The 16,765-nt window shown below is 37.6% G+C and carries 15 protein-coding genes and 1 pseudogene; 10 read left to right on the plus strand and 6 right to left on the minus strand.

The genetic code is table 11. The features are described 5' to 3' along the window. Nucleotides 1-12: 12 nt before the first annotated feature. Entirely contained in the window at nt 13-1,389 is a 1,377-nt protein-coding gene (locus tag ACG9ZL_RS17235) for an MFS transporter (RefSeq protein WP_336952625.1), read from the minus strand. Between the two features lie 431 nt (nt 1,390-1,820). On the opposite strand from ACG9ZL_RS17235, the gene ACG9ZL_RS17240 reads away from it, so the two are divergent. Both ACG9ZL_RS17240 and ACG9ZL_RS17245 read left to right on the plus strand, forming a co-directional pair. After that, the gene (locus ACG9ZL_RS17240) at nt 1,821-2,408 is read left to right on the plus strand and encodes an ANTAR domain-containing response regulator (RefSeq protein ID WP_419328451.1); all 588 of its coding nucleotides are present in this window, start codon (nt 1,821-1,823) and stop codon (nt 2,406-2,408) included. Nucleotides 2,409-2,411: 3 nt separating this feature from the next. Then, a complete protein-coding gene (locus ACG9ZL_RS17245) occupies nt 2,412-3,401 on the plus strand; it encodes an ABC transporter substrate-binding protein (RefSeq protein WP_419360908.1) in 990 nt (329 codons plus the stop codon). Nucleotides 3,402-3,591: 190 nt separating this feature from the next. On the opposite strand, the gene ACG9ZL_RS17250 is transcribed toward ACG9ZL_RS17245, so the two are convergent. The 3 genes from ACG9ZL_RS17250 to ACG9ZL_RS17260 all read right to left on the minus strand — a co-directional run bounded on the left by ACG9ZL_RS17250 (nt 3,592) and on the right by ACG9ZL_RS17260 (nt 5,335). Then, nucleotides 3,592-4,125 carry an Ivy family c-type lysozyme inhibitor gene (locus ACG9ZL_RS17250; RefSeq protein WP_336952631.1) on the minus strand — a complete coding sequence of 178 codons (534 nt, stop codon included), beginning with the start codon at nt 4,123-4,125 and terminating at the stop codon, nt 3,592-3,594. 48 nt (nt 4,126-4,173) lie between these two features. Beyond that, a complete protein-coding gene (locus tag ACG9ZL_RS17255; RefSeq protein ID WP_419328435.1) occupies nt 4,174-4,629 on the minus strand; it encodes a hypothetical protein in 456 nt (151 codons plus the stop codon). A gap of 109 nt (nt 4,630-4,738) precedes the next feature. Continuing rightward, nucleotides 4,739-5,335, minus strand: coding sequence for a DUF4189 domain-containing protein (locus ACG9ZL_RS17260; protein WP_419360910.1), 597 nt, complete (start codon nt 5,333-5,335; stop codon nt 4,739-4,741). A 460-nt stretch (nt 5,336-5,795) separates the two neighbouring features. Between ACG9ZL_RS17260 and ACG9ZL_RS17265 the strand changes: the two genes are divergently transcribed. The 8 genes from ACG9ZL_RS17265 (at nt 5,796) to ACG9ZL_RS17300 (ending at nt 14,449) form a co-directional block, all read left to right on the plus strand. Beyond that, nucleotides 5,796-6,257 carry a hypothetical protein gene (locus tag ACG9ZL_RS17265; RefSeq protein WP_419360911.1) on the plus strand — a complete coding sequence of 154 codons (462 nt, stop codon included), beginning with the start codon at nt 5,796-5,798 and terminating at the stop codon, nt 6,255-6,257. Between the two features lie 849 nt (nt 6,258-7,106). Continuing rightward, on the plus strand, nt 7,107-7,658 hold the full coding sequence (gene fimA / locus ACG9ZL_RS17270) for a type 1 fimbrial major subunit FimA (RefSeq protein WP_016539504.1): 552 nt from the start codon (nt 7,107-7,109) through the stop codon (nt 7,656-7,658). Between the two features lie 52 nt (nt 7,659-7,710). Beyond that, the gene (locus ACG9ZL_RS17275) at nt 7,711-8,196 is read left to right on the plus strand and encodes a fimbrial protein (protein ID WP_336952638.1); all 486 of its coding nucleotides are present in this window, start codon (nt 7,711-7,713) and stop codon (nt 8,194-8,196) included. Between the two features lie 19 nt (nt 8,197-8,215). Next, on the plus strand, nt 8,216-8,917 hold the full coding sequence (locus tag ACG9ZL_RS17280) for a fimbria/pilus periplasmic chaperone (protein ID WP_419360912.1): 702 nt from the start codon (nt 8,216-8,218) through the stop codon (nt 8,915-8,917). 5 nt (nt 8,918-8,922) lie between these two features. Beyond that, on the plus strand, nt 8,923-11,541 hold the full coding sequence (gene fimD / locus ACG9ZL_RS17285; RefSeq protein WP_419360914.1) for an outer membrane usher protein FimD: 2,619 nt from the start codon (nt 8,923-8,925) through the stop codon (nt 11,539-11,541). 11 nt (nt 11,542-11,552) lie between these two features. Then, nucleotides 11,553-12,563: a fimbrial protein gene (locus tag ACG9ZL_RS17290; protein WP_336952641.1), complete on the plus strand. Its 1,011-nt coding sequence runs from the start codon at nt 11,553-11,555 to the stop codon at nt 12,561-12,563. A gap of 9 nt (nt 12,564-12,572) precedes the next feature. Further along, on the plus strand, nt 12,573-13,121 hold the full coding sequence (locus tag ACG9ZL_RS17295; RefSeq protein ID WP_336952642.1) for a fimbrial protein: 549 nt from the start codon (nt 12,573-12,575) through the stop codon (nt 13,119-13,121). Nucleotides 13,122-13,369: 248 nt separating this feature from the next. Further along, nucleotides 13,370-14,449 (plus strand): helix-turn-helix domain-containing protein, encoded by a 1,080-nt coding sequence (locus ACG9ZL_RS17300; RefSeq protein WP_336952643.1) that lies wholly within the window; start codon nt 13,370-13,372, stop codon nt 14,447-14,449. 170 nt (nt 14,450-14,619) lie between these two features. Here ACG9ZL_RS17300 and ACG9ZL_RS17305 read toward each other — a convergent pair whose 3' ends face one another. After that, nucleotides 14,620-16,011 (minus strand): amino acid permease, encoded by a 1,392-nt coding sequence (locus ACG9ZL_RS17305; protein WP_419360916.1) that lies wholly within the window; start codon nt 16,009-16,011, stop codon nt 14,620-14,622. A gap of 99 nt (nt 16,012-16,110) precedes the next feature. Continuing rightward, a pseudogene (locus ACG9ZL_RS17310) lies at nt 16,111-16,608 on the minus strand (aldehyde dehydrogenase family protein); the annotation flags it as partial. Between the last annotated feature and the right edge of the window lie 157 nt (nt 16,609-16,765).

Genomic DNA, 16,765 nt, shown 5'->3' on the forward strand with positions numbered 1-16,765 from the left:
CTTGTTATTCAATTAAGTCGCACTGTTTTGTTTAAGACTTACAGCATTTTGTTCCATGCTATTTCGCTCCAGTACAGCAGCTTCAAATAACTTTTGCTCTTTCTCTTTATGTTCAACCGAGAAACGGATCATCAATACACAACTTGCAGCAATCACTACCAAACCACCTAAAACCATCAGCGTCGTTTGAATATCCAACATGCCTTTTAATAAGAAACCCGCAGCAACAGCACCGACATTACCGCCTGCCCCGATAATGCCCGCCACACCACCCAAAGCATCACGATCAATAAATGGAACCAGTGCATAGGTCGCACCGCAGGCCATATGGGTAAATAAAGCAAATACGGTCATGACCAGAATCGCCAGAATCGCGGTATTCATTTGTGAAAAGACAATCAGGAATACGCCTTCTAACAGGATCATGGCAAACAACACTTTCGTGCGACCATCGAGACCTTTTTTAGTCGCCACCTTGTCAGAAACGATACCACCAAGCGCACGGGCAAACAGTGCAAGTAAACCGAAAATCCCTGCTGCCATCCCTGCTTCTTTTAAACCAAATTTAAAATGATCCACGTAGTACATTGCGACAATGTTATGAATGAAAATTTCAATACCAAAACACGCTGCATAAGCACCAAATAGAATCCAAACGCGGTAGTTTTTTGCAGCATGCATCAAAATTGCCATACCGCCTTTTTTATCACTCCCCACATGCAGACCTTGTGCACGAAGCTCTTTAAAATCACCTTGTGGACAGTCTTGAGTAAACTTCCAATACATTGCACCGACAATTAACATCATCACACCAGGTACAATTAGTGCAATTCTCCAGCCCATGGTTTGTTCAACACCGAACATCACCAATGCTGCGAGCATCAAAGGCATCAAGGCTTGAGTTGCGCCTCCACCTGCATTACCCCAACCTGCTGTGGTTGCATTTGCAGTGCCTACGACATTTGGTGCAAACATAATACTGGTGTGATATTGGGTGATAACAAAGCTGGCACCAATTGCGCCAATCAAGAGTCGGAAGAATAGAAAAGACTCATAACTATTGGCTGATGCCACCCCAAATACAGGGATACTGCCGATAATCAATAATGCGGTATAGGTTTTACGTGGGCCATATTTATCGCATAAAGGACCAACAATCAGACGCACTACAATCGTGATTGCAACAGCAGCAATATTAATATTGGCGATTTGATCTTTGGTGAGATGGAATTCACCTGCAATAACAGGCATTAACGGCGCACAGGCAAACCATGCAAAGAAACAGACAAAAAAAGCAAGCCAACTCATATGGAAGGCCCGCATTGCTGCACTGCTAAAATTGAAAAGATGAATCTTTGTTGCTTTTTTCGCATCTAAATTTGAAGACATAGCTTCGATCTCCTGAACTGAACGCATATAAGTTGCTGTTATGCACGAGGCATATCAGTAACGATCAGAACGGACGTCGTTGGCCGTCTTACAAATTTTGAAAGTCTTCATTGACTTGATTTAAACTATGCATAGTTCATGCCAGTTTAATATTTCTAAATATCTAATTTTTTATTTTGCTTGAATACTCAGTACTTATGATTGAATAGTTGTACCTTTATCCTGTGATACACGTTCATGCTTTTTATCCGCACGGATAAAATGTAAATCATAAAACTGCATGTTTAGAAGGCAAATTGCGTCAATAAAGTGCATCAATTTTCTTTAACATTCTGTGACTATGCTTTAAAACAGCACTATTCATGCGAAATATTGGCATCTAAATTGCTTATATGCTGAAAGTTCATGTCAGGACATACTTGAGTAGCGACATGCCAAAATTAAGAATTGCCCTGATCGATGATGATATAGAGCGGGCATCTTTTATCAAATCCTCTTTGATCGAACATGATTTCGAGGTGGTCGCATGTCTGATGATTGACCATTTAAATAGTACCGATCTTCATCACTTATATGCTGATGTGATTTTGCTGGATATGGACCATCCACATCGAGATATTATTGAAAGCTGTGTAAGTCAGTTTGATTTACCCACTGTGCTTTTCACTAAAAACTCGCAAAAAGACACCATCAAAAGTGCTATTGAAGCGGGTGTAACCGCCTATATTGTTGATGGGATTGATCCTGAAAAACTGGAAAGTATTTTAGAAATTTCGATTGAGCAATTTAAAAAACATAAAAAGCTCTTAAAAGATCTCAATGAAACCAAATGCAAACTTGCTGACCGTAAAGATATTGAAAAAGCCAAAGTGATGCTGATGCAGATGCATCAAATTGAAGAAGAACAAGCTTTCAGTTTGTTACGAAAAAACGCCATGAGTCACCGTATCACCATGGGGGAAATGGCAAGAAAGTTAATCGATGCTCAAGCCTTGCTCCAAGCAAATTTCAAGGAATAAACAATGAACACACTTGAAACCACGGACATTGAATTAGGCTATATTCCTTTGCTGGATTGCACTGCAATACTTTGGGCACAACATCAAGGTTATTTTACTGAGCAAGGTCTGAAGGTTAGGTTGGTGAAAGAGCCTTCTTGGGCCAGTTTACGTGATCGTTTAGCTTTTGGCATTTTAGATGCCGCACATTGTCTTTCTGCCATGCTTCCCGCTGCTGCGACAGGCAATGATCAGCTGGGTATTCCCTTACAAACCTCATTGGTGTTGAGCACCAATCGTGCATTTATCAGCTTGAGCCAAAAACTCTGCTATGAGTTAAAAATTCACACGCAAGATACTGCGCAAGCGTCAGCAGTGAAAGTAGTTCAAGCCTTAAAACAAGGCGACAAAATACAACTGGCCCATGTATTTAAACAGTCCATCCACCATTATTGTTTAAGAGAGTGGTTGGCTTTGGCAGATCTAGACTTGGCAAAAAAATACCAACCATCCACACTGCCCCCTTCCTATATGGTGGATGCGATTTCATCACAACTCATTGAAGGATTTTGTGTCGGTGAACCGTGGAATATCCAATCGCAGATTGAAGGTTATAGTTATGTAATTGCTGAGAGTAAACAGATTATTCCTGAAGTGGCGGATAAAGTTTTAGCCACCACCCATGACTGGGCAAACAAGCATCCGAATACGTTAAATGCATTGCAGACGGCGATTCAAAAGGCACAACATGATTTAAGCACCTTGCAATCACTGCAACCTATATGGCACATGTTAGAAGACAGCGAGATTATCCGCTTCAACTGTTCACATTTGGTGCATACCTATGCGTTTCATAAAATACAAAATATTATTCGTTCTTTTGGGACACAGGACCGACCTAAACCAGATGATTTTGAATGGATTATTCAACAAATGTGCAAATGGGATAACTTAGAACTCGATACGGCACAAATCAAAAAAATTTCGACACAATGCACGGGTGATTTAATTTAAAAAATGACTAATTTAAAATGTATCAAGCTGCAAGTTGCTTTGACAAAGATGCAGAAAACTAGACATAAAATGTTCACCATTTTATAGCGCTAAGCTCACTGCATCATTATTTAATATTCGAATAGTTATTAATTACGGTTATTTATACATTACTAAGCTTAAGGATCAAGTTGCATGATCATTTTGCAAATTAACCCGCCGCACTTTCCGCAACCCATTGTGAAAATTTACTTGGAACACCTTTAGTATTTTCATCAAAGCCAAAGAATTTAACACCATCTTCAGTATCTGAATAAGCCGCCATGACTTTACCTGTTTTGGTATTGATCGCAATGACGGCCTTACTCGAACCCGCCCCACGTGGGTCATAACCACTGCCTACCAGCCAATCACCCTGACGCTGCATTGCACTGGATACCACTAAAGCTGAAGTGAGATTTGCATATGATTTGCCAACTAATTGCTGAAAACGAGCTTTCCAAGGTGCTGCCTGTATAACGTCATGTGGGTGTTTACCATCTGGTTTCGCCATACCCGTTGTTGGAACAGGACGTGTACCACACTTGCTTTTGATTTCTGACTCATAGCCGATATTACCAACTTCTTGCACATCGATAGTACGCCCAACCTTATCGGCACACTCAGCCCATTGTTGTGGTGTTTTTGCCTGTGCAACAATTGGCGTGACCAGTATACCTGCCAATAAAAAACTAAAGATTTTCATGATTTATTTCCTTTAAATATGTACTTAACATCGCGATAACAATACGCTTTAATAACCAGAGCTTTTAACTAGTTTTGGGGTATCTGCTTTTTCGACTGATACCAATTTTGCCAGATCAGTACCATCACTTTCGCCCTTATAAACCGCATATTCTCCAACCGTTACAGTTGCATGTCCTGTATAGCCAATATAGCCTTCCTTGGGTCTTTTGTTGAGTTTCAATGCCTGAGCTGCCTGTTGAGTATCATTGAAACAAAACCAGCGTGAACGGCGATCATCCGGCTTACGCGGTATCAACTGATCTGAAGGCGCACTGGGATGAAAACAGATAACATCACCTGCCACTTCATCATCAAAATAATATGAATATTCTCCATTTACTGTAATTTGACCACGATATTGATCAAATTCCTGTGTGCTTTTTTGCAGTTTCAAGGCATCTGCATGTGCAAACAAGGGCAAAGCTAAAATACTGCCCAGTAAAAAATTAACCGCTTTCATCATTTTTATCCTTTAAAAAGATCCGATCTTTTATTTAAATATATTTTACTTCAAATACTTATCTCGGGTTTATCACAATAGGAGATGTTACTTAAAGCAGAACCGCTATGTATTACCACCAATAAAATATACTGGCGCCCGGTTCGTAATAAGTACTACATGCTGAGTAAACCACTTTACACTCTTGCTTGTTTTTACTTTGACATTCATAAGCAGCTAATGCTTTGGCGCCTGCGGGCGTACGATCAATTCTAATCACAGACTCTTGACCACCTTGAGTCGGATCAGCCAAGGCAACACATTTATTGTTATAGGTAAAGATGACCTCACAATTTTTACCTCCCTTTTTTTGGCAATTTTCCAAGGCTACTTTTTTTGCCCCACGTTCGGTTCTTGTCGCTTGGGCATAACCTGTAGGTCGAGAAGGTGCTGCCTTATCTTCAGCAATCGCGCCCCAACGTTTTTCCCAAAGTGAGGGTTCCCATTTATATGTGCCACCACCGCCACCACCATTACTACCGCCACTTGGAATCGGTGCACACCCTTGCAAGCCTTGCCCACCAATTGGATAATAACCAGGAGGACAATTGCCCTCTGCGGCCACATGGCCTGACCATATCAAAACAACAAACGCCAACACAAGCGTGTTTGCAATCCCCATGAATTGTTTTAAATAGTGTTGCTCTGCGATCGTGAATGTTTTAAACATAATAAAAGCCCTCATGGCCAATAACCATCAATAAATTGAATGATTTTCACTTAGAAAAACAAACAATATATGATCAATTTTCCGATTGATGGAATGTTAATATTTTATCTAACGTTCAAACTTAGATTAAAACTTCTACAACTTTTTTCTGCAAGCCCTTTTTTATTCATTAAATTTTCTATAAGCATTACCAGTAAGATTAAATACAGAACGGCTAAACACAATAATTAAATCATGTGAAAAATCAATACAAAAACATATTTTTAAAACTAAAAAAATTCAGATAAACTCTAACACTGCATACGACATTAAATCGCCAGTAAATATTTCATGCGATAAGATGATCAAATTAAGTTGTGAAAAATAATTCAACTGATTTTCTAAAAGCAGGAGCAAACTGATCGATTTGAATGAAGACATAAAAGAAAAATCGTGATGTATTGATATACAAAGGAATAAAATGAAACTGACTAGGACATTTACTTTACTCATAGTGCCAATTGTACTCACTGCATGCCAATCCAACAGTGTAAATAAGCTGATCAGAGATCTGCCCTCTCCCGATGGACGTTTTCATGTAGAAGTCCTACAGTGCCGAGCCAACGATGTCATGTTTGGTGGTGCAACACAAGTTCAGGTTTCAGTTCTAAAAAAAGGTGAAACTGAAAAATGTCGATCATTTATTTATGCATTGGCGCAATTTGATGTAAGAACCATCGACTTTGGCGCAAAGGATAATGCTTTACACATAGAGTGGTTGTCAGACACTGAACTTAGTGTGTGGCATCGTAGTTTTGCAACATCTCAAGGCAAGAATTATATAGGGCCAGATGTACAGCATAGCCAGGCGAACTCTCCAATTAAAGTTATTTTTTCGCCTTTGGCTACGCAAATTGGAATGCCTTCTCAGATTAAAAAATAAAACGCTATCCACAATAAACCGTTATATAAATCGTCTAGTTTTGATTGCTGTTGTTATGCAACTGCCCTTTATGGGTCAAGTCTGTCCTCCGAGAAGGTTACTGTGATCTAGTTATAGTCTTCTATTTACATTGATCATCCAATAATGACCTATCTATTAGCTCCCAGCCAGAATGCTCAAAGCGGTTTATTTTTTCATGCTTAAACTTAATCAGTAAACCTTCATTGTATGTAGTAAATACTTTTTATGATTACTGGTGAATTTCATGAAATAGATCGCATTTAAGCGCTTTACCTCTTAGCGAATACTTAATCATACCCTTAAAAAGCTGAACTCCTCTGCTATTAATAACTGCTTCAAGCATCTTTCCTATCGCATTATCCCAACTCTAAGCCATTAGCACGCTAAAGCAAATATTCAATAAGATCAGTCCATCATGAGTGCTTCCAATATCCAAATTCAAAAATAAACATTTGATATTAAATAAAGTTTAATTCTAATAAAATATTATATCCATCCATTCAATGATCATTTTTATCAAAAAAAACATAGCAAGTTTTATCAATATTAAGCAACGACGTTCTACCCAACACATCTAATAAAAGCCCTCTAAAATAATCACATTAATTCATATACTTTTCATAAAAAGAGATAAGGTCGTCAAATACAAATTAATTATGCACAAAATACAAAGTTATTTATTGTGATGTGCGTCACTATAACCCTGCATTTATTTAAGTACATTACTATTTTATTAAACAGTGCGACTAAGTGTAATTTATTGAAATCATAAAAAATGATTTTAAATAAATATTAAAAATCAACCTTCTAAAATGAATGGGTTTTACTATGAAATTAGCTCTATTAAGTACTGCAACTTTATCTGCTTTAACACTTTCTGTTTCAGCTTTTGCTGCTGATCCTGTAACTGTTAACGGTGGTACAGTACATTTTACTGGTGAAATCGTAAATGCAGCATGTGCTGTAAGTACAGAATCTTCAAATCAAACTGTTGATTTAGGTCAATACCGTACTGCACGTTTAGCTGTTGCTGGCGATAAAACAACTCCAGTACCGTTCCAAATCAAACTTGTTGACTGTGATCCAACAGTTCAAGCAACTGCAGCTGTTGCATTTTATGGTCAGTCTGTAACGTCTAATGCAAACTTACTTTCAGTTGCTGCTGGTGGTACAAACTCTACTGCTGCAACAAATGTAGGGATTGAGATTGCCGATGACACTTCAAAAATCTTAGGTGTTACGGGTGCAAGTTTTTCTACACCTAAAACATTGATCACAGGTGATAACACACTTCAATTCAGCGCACGCTATGTAGCTACAGGTGCATCTACACCTGGTCAAGCAAATGCTGATGCAACTTTTGTAGTGAAATATGAATAATTTATCTGCCTAAGATAATTATTAAATATTTGATTACATGAGCTTATTTACCATGAAAAAGTATATAACCCTGATTGCTGGAATATTAGTAAGTACTCATATTTACGCAGAAAGTTATGTATTTGGTGGAAGAGCTCATTTTCAGGGAGTTTTGATAAATCAAAGCTGTTCAATCTTAATTGAGAATAATGCTGCTGTATCTATTAAAACTCCCAATTCTCCAATTCAAATCAATTTTTCATTATGCCCTGTAAGCATCTACGACAATCTCGCCATTGGTCTATCTGAACAAAATAAGCCAACACATGAGATGTTTTATACAGACCCAAAAGCAAGAAATGATTTTGATATTAATCAAGAATTAAACATTCAAAGTCTTGAACAGACCGGTCTGGATCAGAAATTTATTCGACAAATTGATCGACCTGAACGTTATGACAGTTTCGCTAAAAATAGGATTGGTATTCTCCTCAACCAAACTTCAGAAAAGTCATCCGCTCAAGCATCGAATATTTTAATTTCTGTTTTTTATCCATAAATGAATTCTAAGGACTTATATGAAACTGAACTTATTTAAAAATGGTGTTCTTAGTATAACCTTAGCCTGCTTAGCATCCACCAGCTGGGGCAATAACAATATTATTGGGGGTATATCACTTGGAGCAACTCGTGTTATTTACCCAACCGATGCCAAGCAAGTTTCATTGGCTATTGTCAACAGCAACAATAAAGAACGCTTTTTAATTAACTCGTGGATTGAAAATAATCTAGATGAAAAATCAAAAGATTTTCTTATTACTCCTCCCTTATTTGTCGCAGAAGCAAATAGCGAAAATACATTAAGAATTGTCAATGTTGCCACTAACTTACCACAAGATAGAGAGTCGGTATTTTGGGTCAATGTTAAGGCAATTCCTTCGATTGATAAATCGACTTTGACTGACAAGAATATTTTACAACTTGCTGTTTTATCTCGAATCAAACTGTTTGTAAGACCGATAAATCTAAAAACTAAACCTGAAGCCACATTAGAAACGCTTAAGTTTTCAAAATCAGCAGAAGGAATCATGGTTAACAATCCATCTCCATATCATGTTTCTTTTGTGAACGTTTTTGTTGATAACCAAAAAGTGCCAAATGTGATGGCGAGTCCTTTTGCCCAAACAAAAATTTCAGCGACTTCAGGTAATAAACTGAGTTATCAAACGGTCAATGATTACGGTGGTTTAACAGCTAAAGTTGATTTAGAACTGAAGTAATAATTATGAATAGTCTATTTTCAATGCCATACAATGTTGTATGCGTAAGGAGACATATCAAGCGATATCCAGTGGGTATCGCAATGACTATGCTGATTTCAATCGTAGTCCCAAGAACCAGTCATGCAGAACAGGTTTTTAACCCTGCATTTTTAACAGATAACTTATCCAATTCACAAATCTCTGATTTAAGCAGATTTGAGAAATCGACCCATCAATTGCCAGGCGTGTACCGGGTTGATGTGTATGTCAATGATCAATACGCGTTTACTCGCGACATCAATTTTATTGAAAAATCAGGCATTCAAGATACAACTGGGTTATTTCCGTGTTTAGACAGCAAAACATTGCAGGGATTTGGGGTCAATATTGCCCAATACGAGCAATTGTCTACCTCAAACCCACAATGTGTAGATTTTATTTCAATTATTGAAGGTGCAAATAGCCACTTTCAATTTGATAAACAAAAATTATTGATCAGTTTACCGCAAGCTTCTTTACGCAACCAAATTCGCGGCTATATTCCACCCGATCAATGGGATGAAGGGATCAACGGCTTTTATACCAACTATAATATTTCGGGCTATGACAACTCTAAAACAGATACCAACAGTTTCTTTTTACGTCTGGATAATGGACTCAATATTGGCTCATGGCAGTTCCGACATTCAGGTAGTTTTAACGCTAATTCGCACAATGGTAAAACCACAAATCAATGGAATAATTTAAACACCTATGTACAAAAAACAATTATTCCTTTAAAAAGCCAGCTGGTGCTTGGTGACGGTTCAACAAGTAGCGAAATATTTGATAGCTTTGGTTTCCGTGGCGCACATTTGTCAACTTCTGAGGCAATGTATCCTGACAGTCAGCAAGGCTATGCACCTACTGTTCGTGGGGTTGCAAAAACCAATGCAAAAGTAGTGATTAAACAAAATGGTTTTGTGATTCATCAGGTAAATGTCGCACCCGGACCATTCCTTATCCAAGATTTAAATCCAACCTCAATCAGTGGTGATCTTTTGGTTACCATTGAAGAAAATGACGGTTCGATTCAAAGCTTTCAAGTGCCCTATTCAAGCCTTCCTGTTTTACAACGTGAAGGACGCACAAAATATAGTCTAGTAGTGGGTGAGTACCGCAGTGGATTGGATTCTCAAGATAATCCTTCATTGTTACAGGCAACTGCAATTCACGGTTTAAAAAATGGTATTTCCGTTTATGCTGGGACGCAATTGTCAGATAAATATAAGAGTGCTCTGGTGGGTCTAGGAGCCAACCTTGGAGATTATGGGGCTTTGTCTTTTGACCTTACCCATGCGGACAGTGAGTTGGCAGATCAATCCTCAAGCAGTGGACAGTCTTTGCGTTTTTTATATTCAAAATCATTATTAAGCTCTGGGACAACCTTCCAATTATTAGGCTATCGTTATTCGACCAAGGGTTTCTATACCTTAAATGATGTTGCTTATAATCGTATGAGTGGTTATCACGTTTCCGAAACTCAAGATGGAAATCAAGCCAATACACCAATCATTACGGATTACTACAATTTATATAATTCTAAAAAAGGTCGCTTTGAAGTCAACATCTCACATTCACTTGGAAATTATGGTTCTTTATTTGTCTCAGGCAATCAGCAAACCTATTGGGATACCAACAAAAAAAATGAATGGGTTCAAGCGGGTTATGCAAACTCATGGAAAGCACTGAATTACTCATTCTCAGTCAGCCGTAACAAATATTCTGAGATTAATCAGAGTGACACCATGTATGCCATGAATCTGTCCTTCCCATTGGATAAGTTATGGCCGAAAGCCAATTTCCGTAATCATCCAATCCAAAATGCATACAGCACTTTTTCGACCACACAAAATTCAAATGGTAATGAGTCCTATATGGCAGGTTTAAGTGGCACCTTACTGAAAGATCGAAATTTAAGTTATAGCATCAATCAGGGACAAGTCAGTAAGCACGGTGATATTGGTTCAGTCAGCCTAAATTACAATGGTAGTTACGGCACAGTAGGTGCAGGTTATAGCTACGAAAAGAACTCAAATCAGTTTACCTATAATGCATCTGGTGGCATTTTAGCGCACCGTGATGGTATTACCTTTGGTCAGCCTTTAGGGAGCACCTCAATCTTGGTTAAAGCACCCGGTGCCAAAGGTGTAAATATCGAAAACTATACAGGCGTTAAAACCGATTGGCGTGGATATGCCATTGTTCCTTATGCAACTGAATATCGTGCCAATCGTGTTGCGCTGAATTCAAATACGTTCAGTAATAATCTCGAAATCAGCAATAACGTTGAAAATGTCGTCCCAATTAAAGGGGCGATTGCCAGAGCAACGTTTAACACCAGTTTAGGTGTAAGAGCACTTATCACGTTATCCCATAACGGCAAGTTTATCCCGTATGCAAGCAGTGTGATTGAAAAAGGAAGTTCAGCCACCAGCATCGTTGCAGACGATGGCCGGGTTTATCTAACTGGACTTCCGCTCAAAGGCACCTTGGAAGTGAATTGGGGCGAATCTGCTGAAGGAAAATGTTTGGCAAACTACGATATTTCAGACATGGACCTTAGCAAACCCGTTATTCAATTTGATCTTGAATGTCAATAAGGAGAGATCATATGAAATTTAAGCTTTTAATTTCCAGTATGTTGCTACTTGCTTCAGCTCCATCTTTTGCAGTTGTCTGTTGGAACAGTAAAGGAAATGGTGTTGTGGATGAAGTTTTTTATGATCTATCCAATAGTTTCAGCAGCTCTAATAACGCTGTAGGTAAAATTGTAGAGCTTAAAAAGAATTTTTCTTCGCAAGTTTATGGAACCTGCCCTGCTCATAATTCCAATATTAGTCGAAATAGAACCATGCGTAGTTATGTTTCCGACCTCTCTGTCGTAGAAACGATTGATCGATATAAATACTTACCGATCAACGACTATTTAGTCGGTGCTATGAAAATTACCGATAGCTTTGCGGGAGATTTTTACCCCCCTGCAAATTATGTACAGATGGGTACAGATCCCAATGTAAGTAAAGGCCAACCCTTTGGTATTTGGGATTCAAACTTTACCTTTCGCCTCAAAGTGATTAAACCCTTTATTGACTTTGTGCCTATCCCTAAAAAAACCATGTTTACCGTATATGTCACAACGGGTTCAGCAGATCCATTAAGTATCCCTGTTTATAAGATTAGTTACAGTGGCTCTATTTCGGTTCCACAAAGCTGCAAAATTGGCACAGGTGATTTTTTAGAAATTAAGTTTGGGGAAATTCCAGCCTATGCCTTTAGTCAGGCTGGTCCTGGCAATAAACCCAACAATGTCAATAAACAGAGTCATACCTTAGCAATTCAATGTACCAATATTGATGCCCAAGCAATGCTGACACTTCGGCTTGAAGCTGAAAAAGCCACTGGAGATATGATGATCTCAGATAATCCAGATATTGGCTTTAAGATGTCAGATCAAAACGACAATGTGTTATTGCCCAACAATATCAACAGTGTGATTCCGTTTAATCTCAATCAACAGCCAGCAAATGTGACCATCAAAGCTTGGCCTGTCAGTATCACTGGAAATAAACCAGAAATTGGTCCGTTTAAGTCTAGAGGATATCTCAGAGTGGATTTTGATTAGGAGAAACCAATGAAAAATAAAGCAAGATATATGGCTGCTGCCACAATGATATGTTGTTTAAATATTCATCAGCTCTCTCATGCTCAAAATACCAATGTAGAGCTGGGTCGTGTGAATATTGAACTTTCAGGGATCGTAACTACAGCAACATGTGGCGTGTTAAGTTCTGAACAAGATAAATATATTCAGCTTGGAAGCGTTGCGAGCAAAGACTTACCTAGTATAGGTAGTCAATCAAAGCCAACCCCGATTCATTTTGAGATGAGTAACTGTCCGCCAAATGGTTCTGTGACGATCACTTTTGATGGGCCCCGAAATACTGAAAATTCTGAACTTTTAGCGCTCGATGCCTTAGCCAATAAAGCTGAAAATATTGCCATAGAAATTCGAGATCAAGATAAAAAAAGATTAGCTTTAGGCAAGAAAAGCGAAGCCTTTAGTACAGACATCAATGGCAATGTTTCAGCGATATTTTATGCAAATTATATTGTGACCAAAGCACAAGCCTTAGCAGGCATTGCAAATGCAAATGCTCAATTTTCTATTCAATACGATTAAGAAAATAAAACGATTCATTATTGACGGTTAACACAATTGATTATTCAGACTCTTTAAGGCAAAGCGTTAAGAATTCATCATTCTCATTTGAATGACACCAAAATAGCTGAGAACTTTTATCTATTTTAACCATTCAAATCTCCTCGCAGCTTTAAAGAAAATGAATACATCGCATATAACGACAATTGTTTGATTACTTTAAATAAAAAATAAATACATAGAAATATCTAATGATATGGGGAGAATCCATGAAAACTTTTTTTAAAATAAAAAGTGTGAATAAGGGTATGGCATTTCTATTAGATGATTTTTGTAAAAAAAAAGGGTTAGATTTTTCAAACCCTACTGACTACCATTTAAATGATCATATTCCATTTGGAGAATGGCTCAGGCGGATAAAAGAAATCAACACACAATATCCTCAAGCTGGCGTGGGATTAGACATTGGTGCTTTAGTCCAGCCAAAACATATGGGTATCGTAGCGTATATGGCGCAGTCAAGTAATACTTTAGCAGACTACATCAAAATACTGAGTCGATACGAAAAGCTATGGTTCAATTATATCCCTAAAAAAGTTCTGCTTGATGAAAACTACTTTTCAATCTCATGGGATAAACCCGCTTATTTACAAGTAGGTTTATATACTCAAGAAACGATAGTTGTTGAAGAAATACAGGTTTCTGTGCTCTTTCATCATTTAAAACAACTCATTGATTCAGGTGAAAATATTTTTCATCGTTTAGAACTTGCGATCCCTAAGCCAAATGATATAAAAAAATACCAACAATTGTTTAACTGCCCAATTCAATTTGATGCAAGTCAAACTCGGATTGTGATACTCAGCTCACTACTGGAAACTAAATTAAAATACTATGATCCTATTCTTTTAGAAATTTTATTTGACCATGCCGATATATTACTTAGTAAAATGCCTCAGGAAGATTCATTCTTAGAGTTAGTTAATCTGAGTATGTTGCAAGCACTTGAGAATAATAATGTTCAAATTCACTCTATCGCAAAGTCATTAAATCTATCGGCAAGAGCACTACAAAAATATTTAAAAAATAGAGGTTTATCATTTAAAGAAATCTTATGTAATATTCGGCAAAATTTGGCAAAAAAATATCTGCAAAACCAAAATTTATCCATAACAAAAGTTGCTTATTTACTTGCTTATAAAGACCAAACTTCCTTTAATCGTGCTTTTAAAGCATGGTATGGTGTTTCTCCTTCGATGTGGAGAAAGCAAAATATCAATAAAAAACTGGATATTAATGAAAAGTTTGAAACTCGTTTCAATGAGCAGAATGTTTATGCAAGAGAATAAAATAAGCCCATGCTTTGTAAAACACCGAGAGAATCCAGCATAAGTTGTTATTGTTACTACAAGGCATGAAGAAAAAAACTACAGCGTTCATACATAATACAAACCTTGTACCGCTGTTTTACCCTCAAAGTACAAAGTTTGATTATTTTTCTATAAGCGTAAATGATCCTTTAATCCAAATGCATTACTATGAGCTTTGTAGTTTTATTCTTACGAGTCACAAGAATTCCACAAATTACTACAACTGAGGTTACTCCTAAAGATAAGGTGGTCTCATAACTATATTGAGGCGATAAAAACATATATGCCAATACACTCATAATCACGACAATCACAAACCATGTCAGCCAAGGAAATAACCACATTTTAAAGGTAATTTGCTTCCCTATTTTTTCTAGTTTACGTCTTGAGCGTAACTGAGACACTGCAATCACTAAATAAACCACCAGCGCAATTGAACCCGTTGTTGACAGTAAAAATCCAAAAACTTGCCCAGGGAACATATAATTCACGGCGCAACAAATCAGACCAACAAAAGTTGAAGCAAACACTGCAACTGTCGGCACACCTGCATCATTAATTTTAGTCACAACTTTTGGCGCTTCTTGACGTGTACCCAATGCAAACAGCATACGTGAAGAGGTATATACAGCTGCATTCATACAACTTGCAACTGCAATAAAGACCACCATGTCCATAATCAATTTAGTTTGAGGAACATTGAGACTGACCAAGACATATTGAAATGTCCCCAATTTTTGTAAATCTGGGGAACGCCAATCAACTAAAGCAACCGCAAGGAAAATTGAAACAACAAAGAATAAGATAATTCGGTAAAGCACCAAATTGGTAGCACGTTTAATTTTATCTTGTGGATTTTTAGACTCTGCTGCTGCAATGGAAAGGATTTCAACACCGAAAAAAGAAAATGCTGAAATTAAAATAGCTGATAGAACACCACCCATTCCATGCGGCATAAAACCGCCATTTGAAAATAAATGGCCAATACCACTAACATCGTGCGCTAAAGGCCAAAGCCCAAATACTGCCGATGCACCAATAAAAATAAAAAGCAGTATTGCAACAACTTTAATTAACGCAAACCAAAACTCAAACTCACCAAAACTTTTGGTACTAAAGAAATTGGCTAAACTGAGTAAAATAATAAAAGCAAAGGCATAAATAGCACTGGAAACTTGAGGAAACCATGCATGTAAAATTTCAGCACCTGCAATTGCTTCGATAGGGATCACCAAAACCCAAAACCACCAATACAACCATCCCACGGTAAAGCCTGCCCATGGGCCAATTGCTTTACGGGCATAAGTAGAAAATGAACCTGTATCTGGTTGCGCAACAGCCATTTCACCAAGCATACGCATCACCAGAAAAACGATAATACTGGTAATAATATAAGCCAGTACAGCAGCAGGACCTGCTTTGGCAATTGCAGCTGAAGAGCCCACAAATAAACCAGCACCAATAACGCCACCGATACTAATCATCGTGATATGTCGATTGGAAAGTCCTTCACCTAATTTTGTTGTTTTAACACCATTCATATTTTATTCCTTAAAAATACTTTTAAAATCGTGATCTACATTGTTAAATCCTTATTAAAAATAGAGAAAATTAATGACCTTCCCTCTATACACAAAAAATTAATTTAAGGTGGGCATTGAAAACAGCTTAGCTTCACAAACGTGTGAAGAAGGCCAACACGGGGTAATGGTTTTACGACGCGTATAAAAATGCACTCCATTTGGCCCAAAAGCATACCCATCACGGGTATATATACAGATGCCATCTCCATACTCATGATCATTAATCAGTTGCATCGCCTGTTGCATGGTTTCTATGCGAATCACTTGTAGAACAGGGTCAAAAATTTCTTGCTGATAACTGGTCATGTCTGATGAAACCTGATCAATTAGCGTTGAGTCAACAAAAAATCCAGTCTTATAACCTATAGGTTTGGTATCACAACCATCGACAACGATTTTAGCACCTTGATGTTCAGCACTTTGGATAAAAGCTTGAACTTTATCGTTATGTACTTGCGAAATGAGCGGTCCAAAGTCATTTTGTTGATCTTCATGATAACCAAACTTCAGTTGTGCAATTTGAAGCACCTGATTCACCAACACGGTATTAGCAAGCGCAAATTGTTTACGGATCTCTACTGTGGCTGGTTGATATAGAGGGTGTTTTCTTGCCGACTTAACAACCAGACTGTCGTGAATAAAATATCCAACCCGCTTGAAGGATTGTATTGCATTAACATCAATCAACTTATCACCATTAAAATTTTCTAAA

The sequence above is a fragment of the Acinetobacter legionensis genome (assembly GCF_048551735.1).
Lineage (GTDB): Bacteria > Pseudomonadota > Gammaproteobacteria > Pseudomonadales > Moraxellaceae > Acinetobacter.

Bases quoted from the DNA above. Each gene is read 5' to 3' on its own strand.
- ACG9ZL_RS17235 (WP_336952625.1), bottom strand. From the start codon at position 1,389: ATGTCTTCAAATTTAGATGCGAAAAAAGCAACAAAGATTCATCTTTTC.
- ACG9ZL_RS17240 (WP_419328451.1), top strand. From the start codon at position 1,821: ATGCCAAAATTAAGAATTGCCCTGATCGATGATGATATAGAGCGGGCA.
- ACG9ZL_RS17245 (WP_419360908.1), top strand. From the start codon at position 2,412: ATGAACACACTTGAAACCACGGACATTGAATTAGGCTATATTCCTTTG.
- ACG9ZL_RS17250 (WP_336952631.1), bottom strand. From the start codon at position 4,125: ATGAAAATCTTTAGTTTTTTATTGGCAGGTATACTGGTCACGCCAATT.
- ACG9ZL_RS17255 (WP_419328435.1), bottom strand. From the start codon at position 4,629: ATGATGAAAGCGGTTAATTTTTTACTGGGCAGTATTTTAGCTTTGCCC.
- ACG9ZL_RS17260 (WP_419360910.1), bottom strand. From the start codon at position 5,335: ATGTTTAAAACATTCACGATCGCAGAGCAACACTATTTAAAACAATTC.
- ACG9ZL_RS17265 (WP_419360911.1), top strand. From the start codon at position 5,796: ATGAAACTGACTAGGACATTTACTTTACTCATAGTGCCAATTGTACTC.
- fimA (WP_016539504.1), top strand. From the start codon at position 7,107: ATGAAATTAGCTCTATTAAGTACTGCAACTTTATCTGCTTTAACACTT.
- ACG9ZL_RS17275 (WP_336952638.1), top strand. From the start codon at position 7,711: ATGAAAAAGTATATAACCCTGATTGCTGGAATATTAGTAAGTACTCAT.
- ACG9ZL_RS17280 (WP_419360912.1), top strand. From the start codon at position 8,216: ATGAAACTGAACTTATTTAAAAATGGTGTTCTTAGTATAACCTTAGCC.
- fimD (WP_419360914.1), top strand. From the start codon at position 8,923: ATGAATAGTCTATTTTCAATGCCATACAATGTTGTATGCGTAAGGAGA.
- ACG9ZL_RS17290 (WP_336952641.1), top strand. From the start codon at position 11,553: ATGAAATTTAAGCTTTTAATTTCCAGTATGTTGCTACTTGCTTCAGCT.
- ACG9ZL_RS17295 (WP_336952642.1), top strand. From the start codon at position 12,573: ATGAAAAATAAAGCAAGATATATGGCTGCTGCCACAATGATATGTTGT.
- ACG9ZL_RS17300 (WP_336952643.1), top strand. From the start codon at position 13,370: ATGAAAACTTTTTTTAAAATAAAAAGTGTGAATAAGGGTATGGCATTT.
- ACG9ZL_RS17305 (WP_419360916.1), bottom strand. From the start codon at position 16,011: ATGAATGGTGTTAAAACAACAAAATTAGGTGAAGGACTTTCCAATCGA.